Annotated in this window: 17 protein-coding genes; 9 read left to right on the top strand and 8 right to left on the bottom strand. The window is 72.7% G+C overall.

Going from position 1 to position 19,752, the window contains the following annotated elements; translation table 11 throughout:
* Window positions 1-115 precede the first annotated feature (115 nt).
* The gene (locus ACN263_RS02895) at window positions 116-2,047 is read left to right on the top strand and encodes an ABC transporter ATP-binding protein (RefSeq protein WP_422740577.1); all 1,932 of its coding nucleotides are present in this window, start codon (window positions 116-118) and stop codon (window positions 2,045-2,047) included.
* Here the strand turns inward: ACN263_RS02895 and thrS are convergent.
* The gene (gene thrS, locus ACN263_RS02890) at window positions 2,044-3,267 is read right to left on the bottom strand and encodes a threonine--tRNA ligase (protein ID WP_422738280.1); all 1,224 of its coding nucleotides are present in this window, start codon (window positions 3,265-3,267) and stop codon (window positions 2,044-2,046) included. The two genes, ACN263_RS02895 and thrS, sit on opposite strands and share 4 nt — an antisense overlap.
* Window positions 3,268-3,772: 505 nt before the next feature.
* On the opposite strand from thrS, the gene ACN263_RS02885 reads away from it, so the two are divergent.
* From ACN263_RS02885 to ACN263_RS02870, 4 genes are all read left to right on the top strand, one after another.
* The gene (locus ACN263_RS02885) at window positions 3,773-4,387 is read left to right on the top strand and encodes a DedA family protein (RefSeq protein ID WP_422738279.1); all 615 of its coding nucleotides are present in this window, start codon (window positions 3,773-3,775) and stop codon (window positions 4,385-4,387) included.
* A 45-nt stretch (window positions 4,388-4,432) separates the two neighbouring features.
* The gene (locus tag ACN263_RS02880) at window positions 4,433-4,801 is read left to right on the top strand and encodes a type II toxin-antitoxin system RelE/ParE family toxin (protein ID WP_422738278.1); all 369 of its coding nucleotides are present in this window, start codon (window positions 4,433-4,435) and stop codon (window positions 4,799-4,801) included.
* Window positions 4,798-5,130: a helix-turn-helix domain-containing protein gene (locus ACN263_RS02875; RefSeq protein WP_422738277.1), complete on the top strand. Its 333-nt coding sequence runs from the start codon at window positions 4,798-4,800 to the stop codon at window positions 5,128-5,130. Before ACN263_RS02880 ends, ACN263_RS02875 begins: the two co-directional genes overlap by 4 nt.
* A 115-nt stretch (window positions 5,131-5,245) precedes the next feature.
* Window positions 5,246-5,989, top strand: coding sequence for a DUF998 domain-containing protein (locus ACN263_RS02870; RefSeq protein ID WP_422738276.1), 744 nt, complete (start codon window positions 5,246-5,248; stop codon window positions 5,987-5,989).
* Here ACN263_RS02870 and ACN263_RS02865 read toward each other — a convergent pair.
* A complete protein-coding gene (locus tag ACN263_RS02865) occupies window positions 5,923-7,326 on the bottom strand; it encodes an NAD(P)H-quinone dehydrogenase (protein WP_422738275.1) in 1,404 nt (467 codons plus the stop codon). The genes ACN263_RS02870 and ACN263_RS02865 overlap by 67 nt on opposite strands.
* A gap of 165 nt (window positions 7,327-7,491) precedes the next feature.
* Here ACN263_RS02865 and ACN263_RS02860 point away from each other — a divergent pair, with 165 nt between their 5' ends.
* Window positions 7,492-7,947 carry a gamma-glutamylcyclotransferase gene (locus ACN263_RS02860; RefSeq protein ID WP_355048912.1) on the top strand — a complete coding sequence of 152 codons (456 nt, stop codon included), beginning with the start codon at window positions 7,492-7,494 and terminating at the stop codon, window positions 7,945-7,947.
* 72 nt (window positions 7,948-8,019) lie between these two features.
* On the opposite strand, the gene ACN263_RS02855 is transcribed toward ACN263_RS02860, so the two are convergent.
* From ACN263_RS02855 to ACN263_RS02840, 4 genes are all read right to left on the bottom strand, one after another.
* Window positions 8,020-8,976: a GNAT family N-acetyltransferase gene (locus tag ACN263_RS02855; RefSeq protein ID WP_422738274.1), complete on the bottom strand. Its 957-nt coding sequence runs from the start codon at window positions 8,974-8,976 to the stop codon at window positions 8,020-8,022.
* A 61-nt stretch (window positions 8,977-9,037) separates the two neighbouring features.
* The gene (locus ACN263_RS02850; protein ID WP_422738273.1) at window positions 9,038-9,772 is read right to left on the bottom strand and encodes an SCO6745 family protein; all 735 of its coding nucleotides are present in this window, start codon (window positions 9,770-9,772) and stop codon (window positions 9,038-9,040) included.
* A gap of 76 nt (window positions 9,773-9,848) precedes the next feature.
* Window positions 9,849-10,820, bottom strand: coding sequence for a hypothetical protein (locus ACN263_RS02845; RefSeq protein WP_422738272.1), 972 nt, complete (start codon window positions 10,818-10,820; stop codon window positions 9,849-9,851).
* Window positions 10,821-10,824: 4 nt separating this feature from the next.
* The gene (locus tag ACN263_RS02840) at window positions 10,825-11,457 is read right to left on the bottom strand and encodes an MBL fold metallo-hydrolase (protein WP_422738271.1); all 633 of its coding nucleotides are present in this window, start codon (window positions 11,455-11,457) and stop codon (window positions 10,825-10,827) included.
* 93 nt (window positions 11,458-11,550) lie between these two features.
* Between ACN263_RS02840 and ACN263_RS02835 the strand changes: the two genes are divergently transcribed.
* Window positions 11,551-12,516 carry a DUF4349 domain-containing protein gene (locus tag ACN263_RS02835; RefSeq protein ID WP_422740576.1) on the top strand — a complete coding sequence of 322 codons (966 nt, stop codon included), beginning with the start codon at window positions 11,551-11,553 and terminating at the stop codon, window positions 12,514-12,516.
* Here ACN263_RS02835 and ACN263_RS02830 read toward each other — a convergent pair.
* Entirely contained in the window at window positions 12,473-13,732 is a 1,260-nt protein-coding gene (locus ACN263_RS02830) for an amidohydrolase (protein WP_422738270.1), read from the bottom strand. The two genes, ACN263_RS02835 and ACN263_RS02830, sit on opposite strands and share 44 nt — an antisense overlap.
* 441 nt (window positions 13,733-14,173) lie before the next feature.
* The gene (locus ACN263_RS02825) at window positions 14,174-15,757 is read right to left on the bottom strand and encodes an acyl-CoA mutase large subunit family protein (RefSeq protein WP_422738269.1); all 1,584 of its coding nucleotides are present in this window, start codon (window positions 15,755-15,757) and stop codon (window positions 14,174-14,176) included.
* A 206-nt stretch (window positions 15,758-15,963) separates the two neighbouring features.
* On the opposite strand from ACN263_RS02825, the gene ACN263_RS02820 reads away from it, so the two are divergent.
* Both ACN263_RS02820 and ACN263_RS02815 read left to right on the top strand, forming a co-directional pair.
* Window positions 15,964-18,027: a serine/threonine-protein kinase gene (locus tag ACN263_RS02820; protein ID WP_422738268.1), complete on the top strand. Its 2,064-nt coding sequence runs from the start codon at window positions 15,964-15,966 to the stop codon at window positions 18,025-18,027.
* A gap of 48 nt (window positions 18,028-18,075) precedes the next feature.
* Window positions 18,076-19,743 carry a phospho-sugar mutase gene (locus ACN263_RS02815; protein ID WP_422738267.1) on the top strand — a complete coding sequence of 556 codons (1,668 nt, stop codon included), beginning with the start codon at window positions 18,076-18,078 and terminating at the stop codon, window positions 19,741-19,743.
* Window positions 19,744-19,752: the final 9 nt, after the last annotated feature.

Genomic DNA, 19,752 nt, shown 5'->3' with positions numbered 1-19,752 from the left:
GCGCGCTGCGGCCGTACCCAATCAGAAGGCCGGCGGTGACACGCCGCAGGCCGGCGGCGACGGGCGGACGCCGAAGCGGCTGCCGGCGGGCCGGCCGGGCGGCGGCCCGCCGTGGATGAGCGCGGGGATGCCCGCCGAGAAGTCGATGAACTTCGGGCCGTCGGCCCGACGCCTGCTCGGCCGGCTGCGCCCGCACCGGCTGCACCTGGCCGCGATCATCACGCTCGCCGTGGTGAGCGTCGGCTTCAGCGTGGCCGGCCCGAAGATCCTGGGCCACGCCACCGACCTCATCTTCAGCGGGGTGATCGGTCGGCAACTGCCGGCGGGCACCACCGCCGACCAGGCCGTCGACGCGGCGCGGGCCGGCGGCAACGAGAGCTTCGCCGACATGCTGGCCCGGATGGACGTGGTGCCCGGGACGGGCATCGACTTCGACGCGCTGGGCCGGGTACTGCTGCTGGCGCTCGGGCTCTACCTGGCGTCGAGCGTGCTGGCGTGGTGGCAGGGCTGGCTGCTCAACGGGGTGGTCCAGCGTACGGTGCTGCGGCTGCGCGCCGAGGTGGAGGAGAAGCTCAACCGGCTACCGCTGCCCTACTTCGACCGGCAGCCCCGCGGTGAGCTGCTCAGCCGGGTCACCAACGACATCGACAACATCTCCACCAGCCTTCAGCAGACCCTCAGTCAGCTGCTCACCTCGCTGCTGACCGTGGTCGGCGTACTCGGCGTGATGTTCTGGATCTCGCCGCTGCTGGCCCTGGTGGCGCTGATCGCGGTACCGCTGTCGGTGCTGGTAACCCAGCGCATCGCCAAGCGCTCGCAGAAGCAGTTCATTGCCCAGTGGACCCACACCGGCGCGTTGAACGGCCAGATCGAGGAGGCGTACACCGGGCACGAGCTGGTGAAGGTCTTCGGCCGGCAGCGTGAGGTGGAGGCCGCCTTCCACGCCAAGAACGAGGAGCTGTTCCGGGCCAGCTTCGGCGCGCAGTTCATCTCCGGGATCATCATGCCGTCGATGATGTTCATCGGGAACCTGAGCTACGTGGCGATCGCCGTGGTCGGCGGTCTGCGGGTGGCCTCCGGGGCGATGAGCCTCGGTGACGTGCAGGCGTTCATCCAGTACTCCCGCCAGTTCACCCAGCCGCTCACCCAACTCGCCTCGATGGCCAACCTGCTCCAGTCCGGGGTGGCGTCGGCCGAGCGGGTCTTCGCCGTGCTCGACGCCGACGAGCAGAGCCCCGACCCGGCCCAGCCGGCCCGGGTCGTCGACCCGCACGGCCGGGTCGAGTTCGAGCACGTCTCATTCCGGTACGCGCCGGACAAGCCGCTGATCGACGACCTGTCGCTGGTGGCCGAGCCGGGGCACACCGTGGCGATCGTCGGCCCGACCGGCGCCGGCAAGACCACCCTGGTCAACCTGATCATGCGCTTCTACGAGCTGGACGCCGGCCGGATCACGCTCGACGGGGTGGACATCACCACGCTGCGCCGCGACGACCTGCGGGGCCGGGTCGGCATGGTGCTCCAGGACACCTGGCTGTTCGGCGGCACCATCCGGGACAACATCGCGTACGGCCGCCCCGACGCCACCGAGGAGGAGATCGTCGCCGCGGCCCGGGCCACCTTCGTGGACCGGTTCGTGCGCAGCCTGCCCGACGGCTACGACACCGTCATCGACGAGGAGGGCAGCAACGTCAGCGCCGGTGAGAAGCAGCTCATCACCATCGCCCGGGCGTTCCTCGCCGAGCCGTCCCTGCTCATCCTCGACGAGGCCACCAGCTCGGTGGACACCCGTACCGAGGTGCTGCTCCAGCGGGCGATGGCGGCGCTGCGCTCGGACCGGACGAGCTTCGTCATCGCGCACCGGCTCTCCACCATCCGGGACGCCGACCTGATCCTGATGATGGAGGACGGCCGGATCGTCGAGCAGGGCACCCACGAGCAGTTGCTCGCCGCCCACGGCGCGTACCACCGGCTGTACCGCTCGCAGTTCACCGGCGCGGTGGTCGACGAGGAGCCGGCCACCGCGGCGCAACCGGCGTCGGTCTAGCGATGTCGGTCCGGGAGCAGATCCGCCGAGCGGGCGGCGACCTGCCCGCCGATCAGGGCGAGCGCGGCGTCCGCCGGCATCGCGGCCAGGGCACGGCCGTCGCGCAGCCGGAGGGCGAGCGCGCCGGCGGCGGCCTCCCGGGCGCCCAGCACCCCGAGGTACGGGACGCGGCGGCGGGCCGCGTCCCGGACCCGGGCGCCCAGCGAGCCGGCGGCGTCGACCTCGACCCGCAGCCCGGCGTCGAGGGCTCGCCGGGCCAGGTCGGCCGCCGCGTCGGCCTGCCCGTCGTCCACCGGCAGCACCACCAACTGGACCGGCGCGTACCAGGCCGGGAACGCGCCCTCGTGCGCCTCGATGAGGTACGCGAACAGCCGTTCCATGCTGCCGACCAGGCTGCGGTGCAGCAGCACCGGCCGACGCCGGCTGCCGTCGGAATCGGTGTACGACAGGTCGAACCGCTCCGGCTTGTCGAAGTCCACCTGGATGGTGGAGATGGTCGACTCCCGGCCGGCCGCGTCGACGATCTGGATGTCGATCTTCGGGCCGTAGAAGGCGGCCTCTCCCGGGGCCTCGACGTACTCGACCCCGGCCAGCGCGCCGCGCAGCAGCTCCTCGGCGCGGGCCCACTGGGCGTCGTCGCCGACGTACTTCTCGCCCGGCCCGCGCAGCGACAGCCGGAACCCGGCCGGGCGTACGCCGAGCGCGGCGTGCGCGGCGCGGATCAGTCCGAGGATCTCGGCGACCTCCGCGCCGACCTGCTCCGGTGCGCAGAAGGTGTGCGCGTCGTTCAGGGAGATGGCGCGTACCCGGGACAGCCCGCCGAGCACCCCGGAACGCTCCGCGCGGTACATCCCGCCCAGCTCCGCGACCCGCAGCGGCAGCTCCCGGTAGGAGCGGCCCCGGGCCCGGAAGACCAGCGCGTGGTGCGGGCAGAGCGCCGGCCGGAGCACGAACTCGTCGTCGGCGCTCAGCCGCAGCGGCGGGAACATGTCGTCGGCGAAGTAGCCGAGGTGGCCGGAGAGTTCGAAGAGTTCCCGCTTACCCAGCGGCGGCGAGTACACGTGCTGGTGGCCAGAGCGGCGCTCCAACTCCCGGACGTACTCCTCGACGGCGTGCCGGGCGGCGGCGCCCGCCGGCAGCCAGATGGGCAGGCCGGCGCCGGCCAGCGGATCGGAGACGAACAGGTCCAGCTCGCGGCCGAGCCTACGGTGGTCGATCATGTCGGGCTCCTGGATCGGGTACGACCCGGAGGCGACCTGGACACCGAACGCCGAACGGCCCCCGGGGGCGGATCGCCCCGGGCCTGGTCGACGGTGGTTACGTCAGCGCGGCACGCCGGGGACACCCGGCGTCGTCGTCATCACTACCGCGCTGCGCATGCCGCGACGCTACCCGTCGGGCGGTCGGGGACGCACCCGGATTTGCGGCGGCGGGAAGCGAGGCGGGCCGCCGGCGCGGGACCCGCCGGCGGCCCTGAGCGGCCCGCATCGTCAGGAACGGGGGACCCGGCGTGCTGGGCCGCGCCGACCACGGTACGCCGACCGGGGCCGATCCGGCGACCGTCCCGGGCCGGGTCGGGGCCGTCACCAGCGGGTGCCTGCCTCGTTGGAGCAGGGTGGCTCTGTGGTGTCGGCGGTCACGACGCCCCGGGGCCGTCCACGGTGACGCCGGCCATGCCGTCAGGCTCAAGACACCCAATCGGCCGCATCCGGCGAGGTGGCAGGCGTGCCCGAACTACTGACTGACGTCGCGTCTCCGACGTGGGCGTATCTGGTGCTGCTCGGGCTCCTCATCGCCGACGCCTTCGTACCCGTCATCCCCACCCAGCTCGTCATGATCACCAGTGGCGCGCTGACCGTGTACGGCGGACTCAGCCTGCCGGTCACCATCGCCGTCGGCGCGCTCGGCGTGTTCGCCGGTGACCTCGCCTGCTACCTGCTCGGCCGACTCGCTCCGGACCGTCGAGCGCCCCGGCACACCGAGCCGAGCCGCGCCCGCCGCGTGGCCAGCCGGGTCACCCAGGGACTCCGACAACCCGGTCCGCTGGTCATCCTGCTGTGCCGGTTCGTGCCCGGCGGGCGGATGGCCGCCTGCTTCTCGGCCGGCCGCAGCCGCTACCCGTACCGGCTGTTCGCGCTCTACGAGACGATCGCCGCGCTGGGCTGGGCCAGCTACGGCGCGCTGATCGGGCACCTGGGTGGTGCCGCGCTCACCGAGTCGGCCTGGCGGCTGGCCATCATCGCCGCCGCGGCGGCGGCCGGTTTCGCCGCCGCCGGATGGGCGATGACGGTGGTCAGCGCCCGCCACGCCCGTACCGCCACCCAGGTCCCCGTGGACTGAGTGTCACTCAGCCCTGGGGGTATAAGGTTGACTTATATTGACGGCATGTGGGAGGTCAAACTTCACCCCGAGGTTGAGAAGTGGTTCCTCCACCTCTGTGAGACGGAACCAGCCAGCGCCGACCTCGTCAGCGAGGCCATCGACCTCCTCGCCGAACACGGTCCCGCTCTCGGCCGCCCCCTGGTCGACCGCCTCAAGGGCAGCATCTTCCACCACATGAAGGAGTTGCGACCCGGCTCGGCCGGCTCCACGGAGATCCGCATGATCTTCGCTTTCGATCCCGTCCGGGAAGCAGTATTCCTGGTCGCTGGAGACAAATCGGGTCAGTGGCAGAGTTGGTACAGGACGGCGGTCTCTCTCGCGGACGACCGATTCCAGGAACACCTCTCGAGGCTGAAGGAAGCGCAGAGATGACCGACGGAGTGGACTGGCGGGACGTTCGGGCCAAGGCCCGAGAACTCGATCCGTCCTGGGAACACCCAGACCGGGTCGCCCGACGAGCGCAGCACCGCGAGCAGATGTTGGCGCTGGTCAGCGGCGCGCAACTGGCGGAGATCCGCAAGCACCTGGGGATGACCCAGGCTCAACTGGCCGAGGCCGCAGGGTTGAGCCAGGCCAGGATCAGTCAGATCGAGAACGGCGAACATACCAGTCTGGACACCCTTCGCGCCTACGTCACCGGCCTGGGCGGCCACCTCGACGTCGTCGCCCGCATCGGGAACATCCACCTCAACGTCGCCTAAGGCACCCGGTCGGCCCTCGCCATGCCGCGCAGGCGGCCTCTAGGGGTGGGATTTGGGGGCGAAGTCGGTGGCGGTCCCGGATCTGGCTGGGGTGTGCGCGGCGACAGGCTGAGGCATGCCTGGAACCCGGAGCACCGGCCTGTTCGCCCTCGGCGGGATCGCCGTGGCGGCGCTGCTCACCGTGATCGGCCATCTGGAAGTCAACGACGACCTCAACCCGTGGGCGCTGACCATCAGCGACTTCGCCGTCTCCGACCGGGGCGGTGTCATCGACGTCGCCATGGTGGTGCTGGCCCTCGCCACCGTGGCACTGATGTACGGGCTGCGCCGCACCGGCCCGCCGCCCGGACGGGCGGTGGAGCTGCTGCTCGGCGCCTGGGTGGCGGGGCTGCTGCTGGCCGCCGTGGTGCCGACGAACGAGCCGGGCACCGCCATGACCATGTCCGCGTACGTGCACCGGTACGCGTCGGTGGTCGCCTTCCTGGCCCTGCCGATCGGCGGTTGGCTGCTCGCCCGGCGCCCGGACCTGACGTCCACCGCCGCCAGGCTCCGTACCCTCGTCGTGCTGAGCCTGGTCCTGGCGGCGGGGATGGTCTGGTCCGCCTACCCCGGCGACCGGATGCTGATCGGCCTGGCCGAACGCCTCCTGATCCTCACCGAGGTAGCGCTCCTGGCGACGGTGGCGGTGACCCAGACCCGGCGCCCACCCGTCGATCATGGGATCGTGGTGCCGCACAAAGGGGGCGCGGCGGCGCAGAACGGCCACCACACGTCCATGATCGACGAGAACGGCTACTCCAACTCGTGGAGCATGAGCTGGCGGGCCGACTCGGTGATGGAGCCGGAGAGGCTGGGGTAGATGGTGATCGTCTGGGCCAGCTCGTTGACCGTCAGATTGTTCTCCACGGCCATGGTGATGGGCAGGATCAGCTCGCTGGCCTTCGGCGCGACCACCACGCCGCCGATCACCTGACCGCTGGCGGGCCGGCAGAACAACTTCACGAACCCGTCGGAGAGGTCGTCCATCTTGGCGCGGGCGTTGCCGGAGAGCGGCAGCATCACCTGCCGGGCCGGCACCTTCCCCGCGTCGACCTCGTCCTGCGAGACGCCGACGGTGGCCAGCTCCGGGTCGGTGAAGACGTTCGCGGCGACGGTCCGCAGCCGCAGTGGGCGGACGGCCTCACCGAGGGCGTGCCACATGGCGATCCGCCCCTGCATGGCGGCGACGCTCGCCAGCAGCAGCACCCCCGTGCAGTCACCGGCGGCGTAGATGCCGGGCACGTTCGTCCGGGAGACCCGGTCGACCGTGACGTAACCGCCCCGGCCCAGCTCCACGCCGTACTCGGCCAGGCCCAGATCGGCGGTGTTCGGGATCGAGCCGACCGCGATGAGGGCGTGCGAGCCGGTGACCCTGCGCCCATCGGAGAGTTCCACCTCGACCCCGTCGGCGGTACGGCGCACCGCGTCCGCCCGGGAGTTGTTGAGGATGTTCATGCCCCGGTTGCGGAAGACCCGCTCGATGGCCGACGCCGCGTCGGCGTCCTCGTGCGGCATCACCCGGTCGCGGCTGGAGACGAGGGTGACCTCCACCCCCATCGCGAGGTACGAGCTGGCGAACTCGGCGCCGGTCACGCCCGAGCCGACCACGATCAGGTGCTCCGGCAGCTCCGCCAGGTCGTACACCTGACGCCAGGTCAGGATGCGCTCGCCGTCGGGTACGGCGGTGGGCAACTGCCGGGGCGTCGAGCCGGTGGCCACCAGCACGGTGGACGCGTCGATCGGGTACTCCTCGCCGCCGTCGGCGGGCGTGACGATGACCCGGTGGGTGTGCCCGAGCGCGTCGTCGCCGAGGCGGGCGGTGCCGGCCACGAAGGTGACCCCCGCCTTGAGCAGCTTGGCGTGGATGTCGGCGGACTGCGCCAGCGCCAGCCGCTTCACCCGCGCGTGCACGGCCTGCGCGTCGACGGTCACCGCCTCGAGGCCGTCCGAGTGCACCCCGAACTCCTCGGTGTCCCGGTAGCCGGTGACCACCTGGGAGCTGGCGATGAAGGTCTTCGACGGGACGCAGTCGGAGAGCACGCACGCCCCGCCCGCGCCGTCGGCCTCGACGACGGTGACATCGGCGTCCAGTTGGGCGGCGACCAGTGCCGCCTCGTACCCGGCCGGCCCACCGCCGATGATCACGATCCGGCTCACAGAGCCATCCTTTCGCTCGCGACTGCGGGGCTCCGCTGCGCTGCACTCCTCGCGCTCACCACGTTCGCCCCTCGTTGATGCTCACAGTGACTTTCTTCTCCCGAGCGCATCCGACACGCACGGTCGTATTCTCCCCCACCCGTCCGCCGGGCTATCGTCATCGCCGTGGGTCATCACGCCGCCTACGGCTCAAACCTCGATCCGTCCCGAATGCGGGCCTACTGCCCGCACTCGCCGATGGTGGGCACCGGCTGGCTGGAAGGGTGGCGGCTGACCTTCGCCGGGGAGGACGTGATCGGCTGGGAGGGTGCGGTGAGCACCGTCGTCGAGTCCCCCGGCGACCGGGTGTTCGTGGCGATCTACGACATCCACCCGTACGACGCGGCCCAGCTCGACGAGATCGAGGGTGTGACCGCCGGCACGTACCGCAAGCTGCACGTACGGATCTCCACCCTCGACGGCGACGTCACGGCGTGGATCTACGTTTTCGACGGGTACGAGGGTGGCCTGCCGACGTCGTGGTACCTGTCCGAGATCGCGAACGCCGCCGAGAAGGCGGGCGCGCCGGACGACTACGTCACCGAGCTGCGGTCCCGCCCCACCGGCACCGCGTCCCCGTAGCGCGTATCCCACGCCCCCAGTCTGCAACCGTCACCGGCCCGGACGCCCGTCGGGCCCGGCCGGGGTCGTCAATCACACACCGGCGGCCGGGACGACCCGCTCGTACATGTCGGTCCACTCCGTCTCCCGCAGGCCCACCGAGCGGTAGAGCGACAGCGGGGCGGTCGGGTTGGTGAGGTCCACGCCGAGGCCGGCGAACTGCCGGCCCTTGTCGGCGTAGCGGGCGAACGCGCGGCGCAGCAGCGCCGCACCGACACCCCGGCGGCGGTACGCGGGCAGCACCGACAGGCTCTTCACCCAGCCCTCCTGCCGGTCCAGCGCCTGGTCCGAGGACTGCAACGCGCCGGCTAACACCCCGTCGACCTCGGCGACGAACCATTCGTCCCAGGCGGTCACGTCACCGATGCGGGCCCGCCACCTGTCGTACGACAACGGCTCGTGATCCGGGGTGTCGCCGAAGGCGATGTCGTGGATCCGGTGGAACTCCCGCAGCTCGGCCTCGTCGTCGAAGCGGACCGGCCGCACCGTGACACCGACCGGGGCGGGCTCGGCGGGCAGGTCGGCCAACGGGCAACGCATCCGAACGTACCGTTTGGCCAGGGTGAAACCGGCGGCCCGCAGGTCCCGGTCCCAGTCGCGTTCCGGGGCGAACACCGCGCAGCGGACGGTGAGCGCCGGCAGTCGCCGTTCCGCGGCGCGCTCGGCGACCCGGTCGAGCTGGCGGGCGAGCAACGGCGCACGGAGGGTGGCGCCCCGCTCGGGGTCGACGTAGACCTCCACGAACTCCCGGCCGACCCCGGTCGGGTTGTCCACCGTCGCCCAGCCGACGACGGTGCCGTCCGGGTCGAGCGCCAACCAGGAGTCCCGGCTCGGGTCGAAGTGCGGCGCGGTCAACGCCTCCTCGACGTCCTCGGCGTCGAAGTCGGGGTAGCCGATGGCGAAGGTGTCGGCGGCGTGCACCACCGCGAGGATCGCCGGTACGTCGTCGAGAGTGGGCCGGCGCGCGGTCCAGCCGGCGGGAAGCGTCACGGCAGGAGATCCTGGCAGCCGACGGCCGACAGCGCCGCCCATTTTCCGCCGGGTGGGCGCATCAGGCCAAGCCGGCGCGGGTGTGGTGCAGCAACTCCACCAGCTCGGCGCCGTCGGCGGGACCGAGCGCCGCGAACGCGGGCGCCGCCAGCCGGTTGGTCACCGCCTCCGCCCACAGCCGCCGACGCACCAACGGCCCGACCGCCGGGTACGGCGGCGGCCACCCGCACGCCACCGCACCGGCCTCGCCCTCCGGCCCGGCCAGCACCGCCTCCAGCGGGGTCATGCCTGCGGCCCGTACCGCCAGCAGGTAGGCGCCGGTGAAATGTTCCCGCAGCAGTCGCAGCCCGGCGGCGCTGCGGGCCCCCGGCGAGTGATCCGGCAGCGGCATGGCCCGCCACGCGGCGAAGAGCGGCATGCCGCTGGTGTCGGCGGCGGCGACCGCCCGCTCGACCAGGTCGGCCAGGCGCTCGACCCCGGGAAGCACGCCCAGCATCTCGGTCCCCCACCGGCAGCACTCGGCGAGACTCGCGGCGGCCACCTCGACCGGCGGCAGCACCCGGGCGGCGGCGTCCCAGCCGTCGGCGACGGCGTCCGGCGCGACGAAGCCGATCGCCGCGGCGGCCGTCTCCGCGCGTACGTCGCCGAGCGCGCCGGCCCGACCGCTGATGTAGAAGGCCCAGCCGGAGATGCCGAGCAGTCGGGCCCGACGCAGCGTGCTCGGGCACCTGCTGAACCCGTCGCCGAGGTCGAGGACGGCGGGTTTGCTGGCGGCGGCGAGCTGCTCCGGCGTCATCCGGACGCCGTCCGCGCGCGCCGCTCGGGGGCGGCCGGCCGCAGACGGCTCATCCGCTCGTCGTCGTCCATCGATGTCAGTCTGCCGCGCCACCGCCCGCGTCCGCATCCCCCTCTTCGGCCACCAACGCCTCGACGGCCGCCTCGACCTCGCCCGCCCGGCGGCGGGCCGCGGTGACCGTCCGCTCGGCCGCCCGCCGGGCCAGCTTGGCCCGGCTCAGGTCCTGTTCCGCCACCGCGCGTCGGCGTTCCAACTCGGCCAGCTCGGTCTCGATCTCGTCGAGTACGGCGACGCCGTCGCGCTCCTGCCCGGCCGCCTCGGCCAACTCGTCCTCGGCCCGCTGCTGGTCGGCGCGCGCACGGTCCAACTCGCGGTCCAGGGCCCGACGGCGGCGGGCGCGCTCGGCCCGGGCCGCCCGCTGCGCCGCCCGCTCGGCCTGCGCGGCACGCTCCCCGGCCCGGTCGGTACGGCGGGTCGGCTCCGGACTGTCCCGCTGGACGCCCGGTCGTCGGGCCGGTGGCTCCTCCTCGTCGCCGGTGACCAGCCGCAACTGCGGTCGGGGCACCTCGCCGAAGCCGGCGTAGGTGGCCGCGCGGAGCAGCCGTCCCGCCCGCACCTGCTCGGCGACGTCGGCGTCGGAGAGCGCCGCGTTCAGGGTCGCCTCCACCTCGGCCAGCGGCAGCCGGCCGGCCGGTGGCGCGTCGGGTTCCGCCCTGGCGAGCGTACGGACCTCGGCGACCAGGGCCGCGACCACCGCGCGACGCTGGGCCGACAACTCCCGCAGTCGGGCGCCGCGCAGCTCCCGCTGGGCCGCCCGGAGCGCGTCGGCGAGATTGACCAGGTCGGCGACCAGCTCGGGACGCTCGATGGCGAGCAGGTTGACCAGCCAGGCGGCGACGGTGGGGCGGCGCAGCCGGGCCAGTTGCCGGGCGCCGATCGTGTCGCCGGCTCGCCGGGCCTCGGCCACCGCGGCGTCCCGGGCGGCCACGAACCGGTCCGGTGGGGTGCGGTAGAGCTGCCGGACCAGCTCCACGGAGGGGCCGGGCATCGCGTCAGACGTCCACCCGGGTACCGGGCTCCAGACGCTGGTACTCGGTGCCGGACAGGGCCGCGTACTGCCGGTTGAGCACGCCCAGCCCGTTGCCGTTGAGCAGGGCGTCGTGCAGGGCGTACGCGCGGCGCGGGGCGACCGCCCGGATGAAGTCGAGCACCTCGGAGAACTTCGACCAGGGAGCGTGGATCGGCGCGAAGAGCGTGTCGACAGGCGTCTCCAGCGGTACGACGAGCGAGTCGCCGGGGTGGTAGACCACGTCGTTGATCAGGTAGCCGAGGTTGTCGATCACCGGGATGTCCGGGTGGATGACCGCGTGCCGTCCCCCGTACGCGCGGACCGCGACCCCGGCGGCGGTGAACGACTCGCCGGGCTCGACAGGGCACAGTGCCTCGGCCGCGTCGCCCAGGGCGTCGGCGAGCGAGGCGGGCCCGTAGATCGGGAACGGCTGCCGGTCGAGCTGGAGCCGCACCGCGGCCGGATCCAGGTGGTCCGGGTGCTCGTGGGTGACGAGCACCGCGTCCGCGCCGTCCAGCGCCGTCGCCGGGTCGCTGAACACTCCGGGATCGACCACGAGCACTCCCCCGTCGTGTTCCACCCGGAGACAGGAGTGGGCGTACTTGGTGAGCCGCATCGTGACTCCTCGACTATCGAATCGTGATGTCCTCAGCGCAGTCTGCCGGAACCAGCCGGTGGACGCGGCGCGTCCGAACTATCGCCACTGAGGCTGACGACGATGGGAGCGGGGATGGACGGACGGAGAGGACGACGCCGCGGCGCACTCCTGGCGGCGGGAACACTGCTGGCGGCGGTGGCCCTCGCGGGGTGCAGCGCCGGTGACAGCGGATCCGATTCGGCGGGTACGGCGGCCGAGGCCCCGCAGGGCGCGCAGGGCGCGCTCGACAAGGGCAGCGACGCGGACGCGGCCGGAACGGCCGGGGCCGGTGCTCCGGATCTGCGGGTCGACCAGCGGGCGATCATCTACACCGGATCGATGCGGGTACAGGTGACTGATGTGGACGCCACGGCCCGCGAGGTCAGCGCGGTGGTCACCCGGGCGGGTGGCTTCATCGGCGGCGACCAGCGGCGCAGCGCCGAGGCCGACGCGGTGGCCGAGTTGCAGTTGCGGGTGCCGGCGGCCAAGTTCGCTCAGGTGGTGGAGGAGGTCGCGAAGCTCGGCCGCCAGCAGAGCCGCGAGATCAACACCCAGGACGTCACGGAGGAGACCGTCGACCTGGAGGCCCGGATCGTCACGCAGCGGGCCCGCGTGGACAGCGCGCGACGACTGCTCGCCCGCGCCAACTCGATCGCCGACCTGGTGTCGCTGGAGAACGAGTTGGGTCGCCGGGAGGCGGACCTGGCCTCGCTGGAGGCCAAGAAGCGCCGGCTGGCCGACCTGACCGCGCTCTCCACGATCACGGTGTCGCTGGCCGGGCCGGCGGCGAAGACCGATGAGGAGAAGGCCGAGACCGGCTTCCTGGTCGGGCTCAAGGGCGGCTGGGAGGCGTTCGTCACCTCGATGACCGTCCTGCTCACCGTCCTCGGCGCGCTGCTGCCCTGGCTGGTGGCCTTCGGCGTACCCCTGACGGTCCTGCTGCTGGTGCTGCGTCGGCGCCGGCGTCGGCGGACGCCGGCGCAGGTCGCCCAGGTCAGCGCGCCGCCGCAAGTGCCCGCAGCGCGGTCTGCACCATGACGCGGACGCCGGCCGGGATGGCCCGCTCGTCCACGTCGAAGGACGCGCGGTGCAGGTCGACGTTCGGCCCGATCCGGCCCACGCCGAGGCGGGCGAGCGCGCCGGGGACGTACTCCAGGTACCAGGAGAAGTCCTCGCCGCCCATGCTCTGCGGCGTCTCGGCGATGCCCTCGGGCCCGAGCGCCGCACCGGTGGCGGCGGTCAGCACCTGGATGGCCCGCGAGTCGTTGCTCACCGGCGGTCGGCCGCGCAGGTACTCCAGGTCGACGGTCGCGCCGGTGGGGGCGATCACGTCCCGCACCACCTGAGCCACGATCTTGGGAGCCTGCTCCCAGGTGTCGCGGTCCATCACCCGCAGGGTGCCCGAGGCGGACGCCTCGGAGGGGATGACGTTGTACCGGGTGCCGGCCGAGGCGTGGCCGAACACCAGCAGCAGCCCGCTGTTGGCCGGCACCCGGCGGCTCACCAGGGCCGGGACCTCGGTGATCAGCCGGCCGAGGGCGTCGACCAGGTCGACGGTCAGGTGTGGCCGGGCGGTGTGCCCGCCGGGCCCGGACAGCCGGACGGTGACATTGTCGGCGGCCGCCGTGATCGGGCCGACCCGCAGGCCCACCTGGCCCACCGGCAGGTTCGGGTCGCAGTGCAGCGCGAAGATCTGCACCACGTCGTCCAGGCCGCCGGCCTCGATGACCTCCAACGAGCCGCAGGGCAGGATCTCCTCGGCCGGCTGGAAGATGAGCCGGACCCGGCCGTCCAGCTCACCGAGGTCGGCGAGCTGGGCCAGCAGCATGCCGACGCCGAGCAGGATCGAGGTGTGCACGTCGTGGCCGCAGGCGTGGCAGACGCCGTCGACGGTGGAGCGGTACGGCACGTCCTTGGGGTCGTCGAGCGGCAGGGCGTCGATGTCGGCGCGCAGCGCGACGACCGGCCCGTCCGGGCGGCCGTTGACGTCACAGATCACGCCGTTGCCCTTGGGCAGCAGTCGCGGGCTCAGGCCGGCCAGGGAGAGCTCCCGGGCGATGAGGGCCGCCGTCTCGAACTCCGTACCGGACAACTCGGGGTGCGAGTGGAGGTGACGGCGCGTGGCGATGAGCCCGGGTACCCGGAGCGCGAGCAGGTGGTCCAGGTCGCGGGGAAGGGGCTGGGACCCGGGCGGAGTCTCCAGCCAGGACGACGCCAGCTGGCCGCCGGTGGGCAGCGTCAACGCACTCGTCACGTCGAATTCTCGATCACTAGAGATGGATGGATCATCGGGGACAGCAGACAGCCTAGACCTCCGACGGTGACGCTGCGCAACCTCGTTACGGTGATGATCAGACCGCGTAGCGTCACGTATGCCCTGCTGAGCGCGCTCATCGAGGTGCGGGACCGCAGGTAGATCGCGCTCGAACGCCGCCATCTGCCCCCTCACCTCCTACAACGCGTAACCGGCCGGAAGGGCCACGAGTTGCGTCGCCGCCCCTGGACCCACGCTGCGAATTGTCGCATTAGTCGGGGTGATGAACTGACACTCCGACAATAAGGCGACCACGCTCCGCAACCGGCCGGACAAGGACGCTCACATAATCTCGCCGACCCCGACCGCACACCGTGTGCGTTCCGGCCCACCTGTCGGCGTACCCCGGGCGCCGGGCGGACACACCCGACGCCGGTCGCGTCAGAACCGGTCGGTGGGCCGGTACTGCCCCCACACCTCGCGCAGCGTCCCGCAGACCTCACCGACCGTGGCCCGAGCCCGCAGCGCCTCACGCATCGGGTAGAGCACGTTGTCCGAGCCCTCGGCGGCGGCCCGCAGATCGGCCAGCGTCCGCGTCACCGCGTCGGCGTCCCGTCCGGCGCGCAGCCGGGCCAACCGCTCGGCCTGCGCCGCCTCGATGGCCGGGTCGACCCGCAACGGCTCGTACGGCTCCTCCTCGTCGACCGTGAACCGGTTGAGCCCCACCACCACCCGCTCACTGGAGTCGATCTCCTGGGCGATCCGGTACGCGGACTGCTCGATCTCCCGCTTCTGGAACCCGGCCTCGATGGCGTCCACCGCCGAACCGTGATCGGCCACCCGCTCCATCAGCTCCACGGCGGCGGCCTCGATCTCGGCGGTCATCGCCTCCACCACGTACGAGCCGGCGAACGGGTCGACGGTGGTGGTCAGGTCCGTCTCGTACGCCAGCACCTGCTGAGTGCGCAGCGCGAGCCGGGCGGCCTTCTCGGTGGGCAGCGCGATCGCCTCGTCGAAGCTGTTGGTGTGCAGCGACTGCGTGCCGCCGAGCACCGCGGCCAGGCCCTGCACCGCGACCCGGACCAGGTTCACCTCCGGCTGCTGGGCGGTGAGCTGCACACCGGCGGTCTGGGTGTGGAACCGCAGCATCATCGACTTCGGGTCCTTGGCGCCGAAGTCGTCACGCATGAGCCGGGCCCAGATCCGCCGGGCGGCGCGGAACTTCGCCACCTCCTCCAGCAGCGTGGTGCGGGCCACGAAGAAGAACGACAGCCGGGGCGCGAAGTCGTCCACCGCGAGCCCGGCGGCCAACGCCGCCCGGACGTACTCCACACCGTTGGCCAGGGTGAACGCGATCTCCTGCGCGGGCGTCGCCCCGGCCTCGGCCATGTGGTAGCCGGAGATGGAGATGGTGTTCCACTTCGGCACCTCCTTGCGGCAGTACGCGAACGTGTCGGCCACCAGGCGCAGCGAGGGCTTCGGCGGGAAGATGTACGTCCCGCGGGCGATGTACTCCTTGAGGATGTCGTTCTGGATGGTGCCGTTGAGCGCCGCGCCGGCGACCCCGTTCTCCTCCGCGACGAGCTGGTAGAGCAGCAGCAGCACCGAGCCGGGAGCGTTGATCGTCATCGAGGTGGAGACCTTGTCCAGCGGGATGTCGGCGAAGAGCAGCCGCATGTCCTCGATGGAGTCGATGGCCACGCCCACCTTGCCGACCTCGCCGTGCGCGATCGGGTCGTCGGAGTCGTACCCCATCTGGGTCGGCAGGTCGAAGGCGACCGAGAGTCCGGTCGTGCCGGCCCGCAACAGTTGGTGGTACCGCGCGTTGGACTCGGTGGCGGTGCCGAAGCCGGCGTACTGGCGCATGGTCCACGGACGGGAGGTGTACATCGTGGGGTAGACCCCCCGGGTGTACGGGAACTCGCCGGGGCCACCCAGCCGGGAGTCCAGGTCCTCCGGAAGGTCGGCCGCCGTGTAGACGCCCTTGATCGGGAAACCGGACTCGCTTGACCGCCGTTCGCTCATCCCCGGATGGTAGGACGCCCTGGCCCGGGGCCGGGTGAGGGATACCGCACAGTGCGTCTCGACCGGTCGACGGGAGGTGAACGGTCGGGCACGATCTGTCGACTTCACCAAACGTCCGCCGCGTCGGCTTTCGCATCGGGCGTCGGAACCAGCAAGATAGGGGGGTTGTGTCCCAGCCCCCCTCGATTTCCCCCGGTGGCTTTTCTGTGACTCAGATCCCGACGTGGAGCGGCGGACAGGTAAGTCCCGCCAGCGGACGAGCAGCGCCCGGCACCACCATCGGTGACCGGTACTCGCTGCGGTCCGCGGTGGGCAACGGCGGCATGGGCACGGTGTGGCGCGCCACAGACACCCTGCTGCGCCGCGACGTGGCGGTGAAGGAGGTCGTCCTCCCGCCGGGGCTGGCGCCCAGCGACCGCGACGCCATGTACGAGCGGACGCTGCGCGAGGCCCGCGCGGCCGCCGCCATCCAGCACCCCGCCGTCGTGCAGGTGTACGACGTGGTCACCGAGGCCGGTCGGCCATGGATCGTCATGGAGCTGCTGGACGCCCGCAGCCTCGCCGACATGGTCATCGAGGACGGCCCGGTCGCGCCCCGGGCGGTGGCCAAGATCGGCATCGCGCTGCTCGGCGCGCTGGAGGTGGCGCACGCCATCGGCGTCCTGCACCGCGACGTCAAGCCGGCCAACGTGCTGATCTGCTCCGACGGCCGCTGCGTGCTGACCGACTTCGGTGTCGCCCGGATGCCCACCGACGTGCAGCTCACCACGCCCGGCATGGTGCTCGGCTCCCCACACTTCATCTCGCCCGAGCGGGCCATGGGCCAGGAGTTCGGTCCGCCCAGCGACCTCTTCTCGCTGGGCGTGACGCTCTACACGGCCGTGGAGGGGCGTCCGCCCTTCGACAAGGGCGACCCGATCGAGACCATGCACGCGGTCGTCGAGGACCCGCCGGCACCGCCGCAGCGCAGCGGTCCGCTGACCCGGGTGCTGATGGGCCTGCTGGAGAAGGACCCGGCCCGCCGGCTGGACGTGCACACCTCCCGGGGCATGCTGCGGGAGCTGCTCGCCGGCCCGTTGGGCAGCACCGCCACCGCCGTGCACTCGGTCACCGACCCGTACGCCGTGGTGCCGGTGCAGCAGCGTCCGGCCCCCGTGCACGCGCCGGCCCCGCCGGAGTCGAAGCCGGACGCGCAGATCGGTGGTCGGGCCATGCTCGCCCCCGGCGAGTCGCTGACCGACCGGTTGGCCGCGCTGCGCCGGGGTGAACGCCCGCAGCCGGCCGGTGCGGCCGCCGCCGCGGCCCTCGACGAGACCAGCGCCGACGCACTGGCGGGCCCGCTGCACACGCCCACCGGCGCGATGCCCACCTCGGGTCGCCCCACCGCGGGGCGTACCTACGGCGGCGGCGCGGACGCCACCCAGCGGGTGGACGCCGGCGCCCACCCCGACGCCACCCAGCGGGTCACCTACGGCAGCCGGCCCGACGCGACGCAGCCGGTGGGCTACGGCGCGCCCGAGGCCACCCAGCGCATCGGCGGCACGTACGGCGGCGGCAACCAGTGGTCGGTCCCGGGCACCGGTCAGCCCTGGACGACCACACCGCCCCCGGCCGCCGGCGGCGGCAGTGCCCTGGACAAGGTCCGCGCGACCGGTGGTCAACTCGTGACCACGGTGAAGGGCTGGCCGCGCAAGGTCCAGCTCGCCGCGGCCGGTGGCCTGGCCGTGGTGCTGCTGATCAGCATCGTGGCGCTCTCCGGCGGGGACGACCCCGCGCCGACCGCCCCGCAGGCGCAGCCCAGCCCGTCCGCCGCGGCGGGCCCCGGCATCGAGATGCAGGAGCACGCGGCCCGCGGCATCCAGGTCATGGTGCCCAAGGGCTGGAAGAAGTCCACCGGCGGTACGTACACCGACTACGTCGACCCGGAGGACAGCGGCCGCAAGGTGCGCATCATCACCGAGAAGTGGTCCAGCAGCTCCACCCGGTGGGCCGAGACCGCCGAGAACGGCCTCAAGACCAGGAGCACCTCCTGCGTCAAGCCGTACGAGCAGGTGACCTCGACCGAGACCACGCTGGCCGACAAGCCGGCCGCCGAGTTCGAGTACACCTGCGGCCAGGGCGACACCATGCGGCACGGCATCTGGCGCGGCGTGGCGCAGGACGGCAAGGCGTACTCGTTCTACCTGACCGCGAACGACGCCAAGTTCGCCGAGAGCAAGCCGATCTTCGACGAGATGGTACGCACGTTCCAGCTCACCGGGAACGGCTGAGCCGGAGGGAACCGCCAGTGGTGATCCGCCGTCGTGCTATCAAGGGGCATGGCGGCGGACACCACTGACATCGACGACATTCGCGAGCAGGCTCAGCGCTGGCTGGCCGACGATCCCGACCCGGCGAGCCGGGACGAGCTGACGGCGGTGCTCGACGGGTTGCCGGCGAGCGCCCCGGAACTGGCCGACCGGTTCGCCGGCCCGCTGACCTTCGGCACCGCGGGCCTGCGCGGCCCGCTGCGCGCCGGCCCGAACGGCATGAACCTCGCCGTGGTCACCCAGGCCGCCGCCGGCCTGGTCACCTGGCTCGCGGCCCAGGGTGGCACCGGCCCGCTGGTGATCGGGTACGACGCCCGGCACGGCTCCCGCCAGTTCGCCGAGCGCACCGCCCAGGTGGCGACCGGGGCCGGCCGGCCGGCGTTGCTGCTCCCCCGCCCGCTGCCCACCCCGGTCCTCGCGTACGCGGTACGTCAACTGGGCGCGGTGGCCGGCGTGATGGTCACCGCCAGCCACAACCCGCCTCAGGACAACGGCTACAAGGTCTACCTCGGCGCGGAGCTCGGCGGTGAGCTGGGGGCCGGGGCGCAGATCGTGCCCCCGGCCGACGCCGGCATCGAGGCCGCCATCCGGGCCGTCGGCCCGCTGACCCAGGTACCGCTGGGGCGGCCCGGCGAGGTGCTCGGTGACGACCTCGTCGCCGCGTACGTCGAGCGGGCCACCGCCGTGATCGACCCGGACGGGCCGCGGGACCTGTCCGTGGCGTACACCCCGCTGCACGGGGTGGGCGCGGCGGTGCTCACCGCCGCGTTCGCCCGGGCCGGTTTCCCGGTCCCCGGCGTGGTGCCCGACCAGGCGGAGCCGGACCCGGCGTTTCCGACCGTCTCGTTCCCCAACCCGGAGGAGCCGGGAGCCGTCGACCGGCTGATCGCACTGGCCGACGCCACCGGCGCGGACCTCGCCATCGCCAACGACCCGGACGCGGACCGTTGCGCGGTGGTCGTCCGGGACAGCTCTGGCGGTTGGCGGATGCTGCGTGGCGACGAGGTGGGCGTGCTGCTCGCCGACCACCTGATGCGGCGCGGCGTGACGGGCCTCTACGCCACCACCATCGTGTCGTCGTCGCTGCTGCGGGCGATGTGCGCGGCCCGGGGCCTGCCCTACGACGAGACGTTGACCGGCTTCAAGTGGATCGTGCGGGCCGGCGGCGGCAGCGCGCCGCTGGTCTTCGGCTACGAGGAGGCGCTCGGTTACTGCGTCGCCCCGGAGCACGTCCGGGACAAGGACGGCATCACGGCCGCGCTGACGGTGGCCGAGCTGGCCGCCGGCCTCAAGGCGCAGGGGCGCACCCTGACCGACCGGCTGGACGAGCTGGCCGCCGAGTTCGGCGTGCACCAGACCGACCAGCTCTCCGTGCGGGTGGACGACCTGCGGGAAATTGCCGACGCGATGACCCGGATCCGGACGGCCACCCCGGGCATGCTGCTGAACCAGCCAGTCGACAGTGTCCGGGACCTGCTGCCCGAGTCGGACGTGGTGATCCTGCGTACCGCCACGGCCCGGGTGGTGATCCGTCCCTCCGGCACCGAGCCGAAGCTCAAGGCGTACCTCGAAGTGGTGGAGCCGGTGGCCGACGGCGCTGTCGCCGCCGCCCGGAGCCGGGCCGGTGCGGCGGTCGCGCGGCTGCGGGCCGACGTCGCCGCCGCCCTCGGCATCTGACCGCGACCG

Source organism: Micromonospora sp. WMMD729 (assembly GCF_049315225.1).
Lineage (GTDB): Bacteria > Actinomycetota > Actinomycetes > Mycobacteriales > Micromonosporaceae > Micromonospora.
Note: the sequence above shows the minus strand (reverse complement) of the source record. Positions and strands in the feature narration are given on the sequence as shown.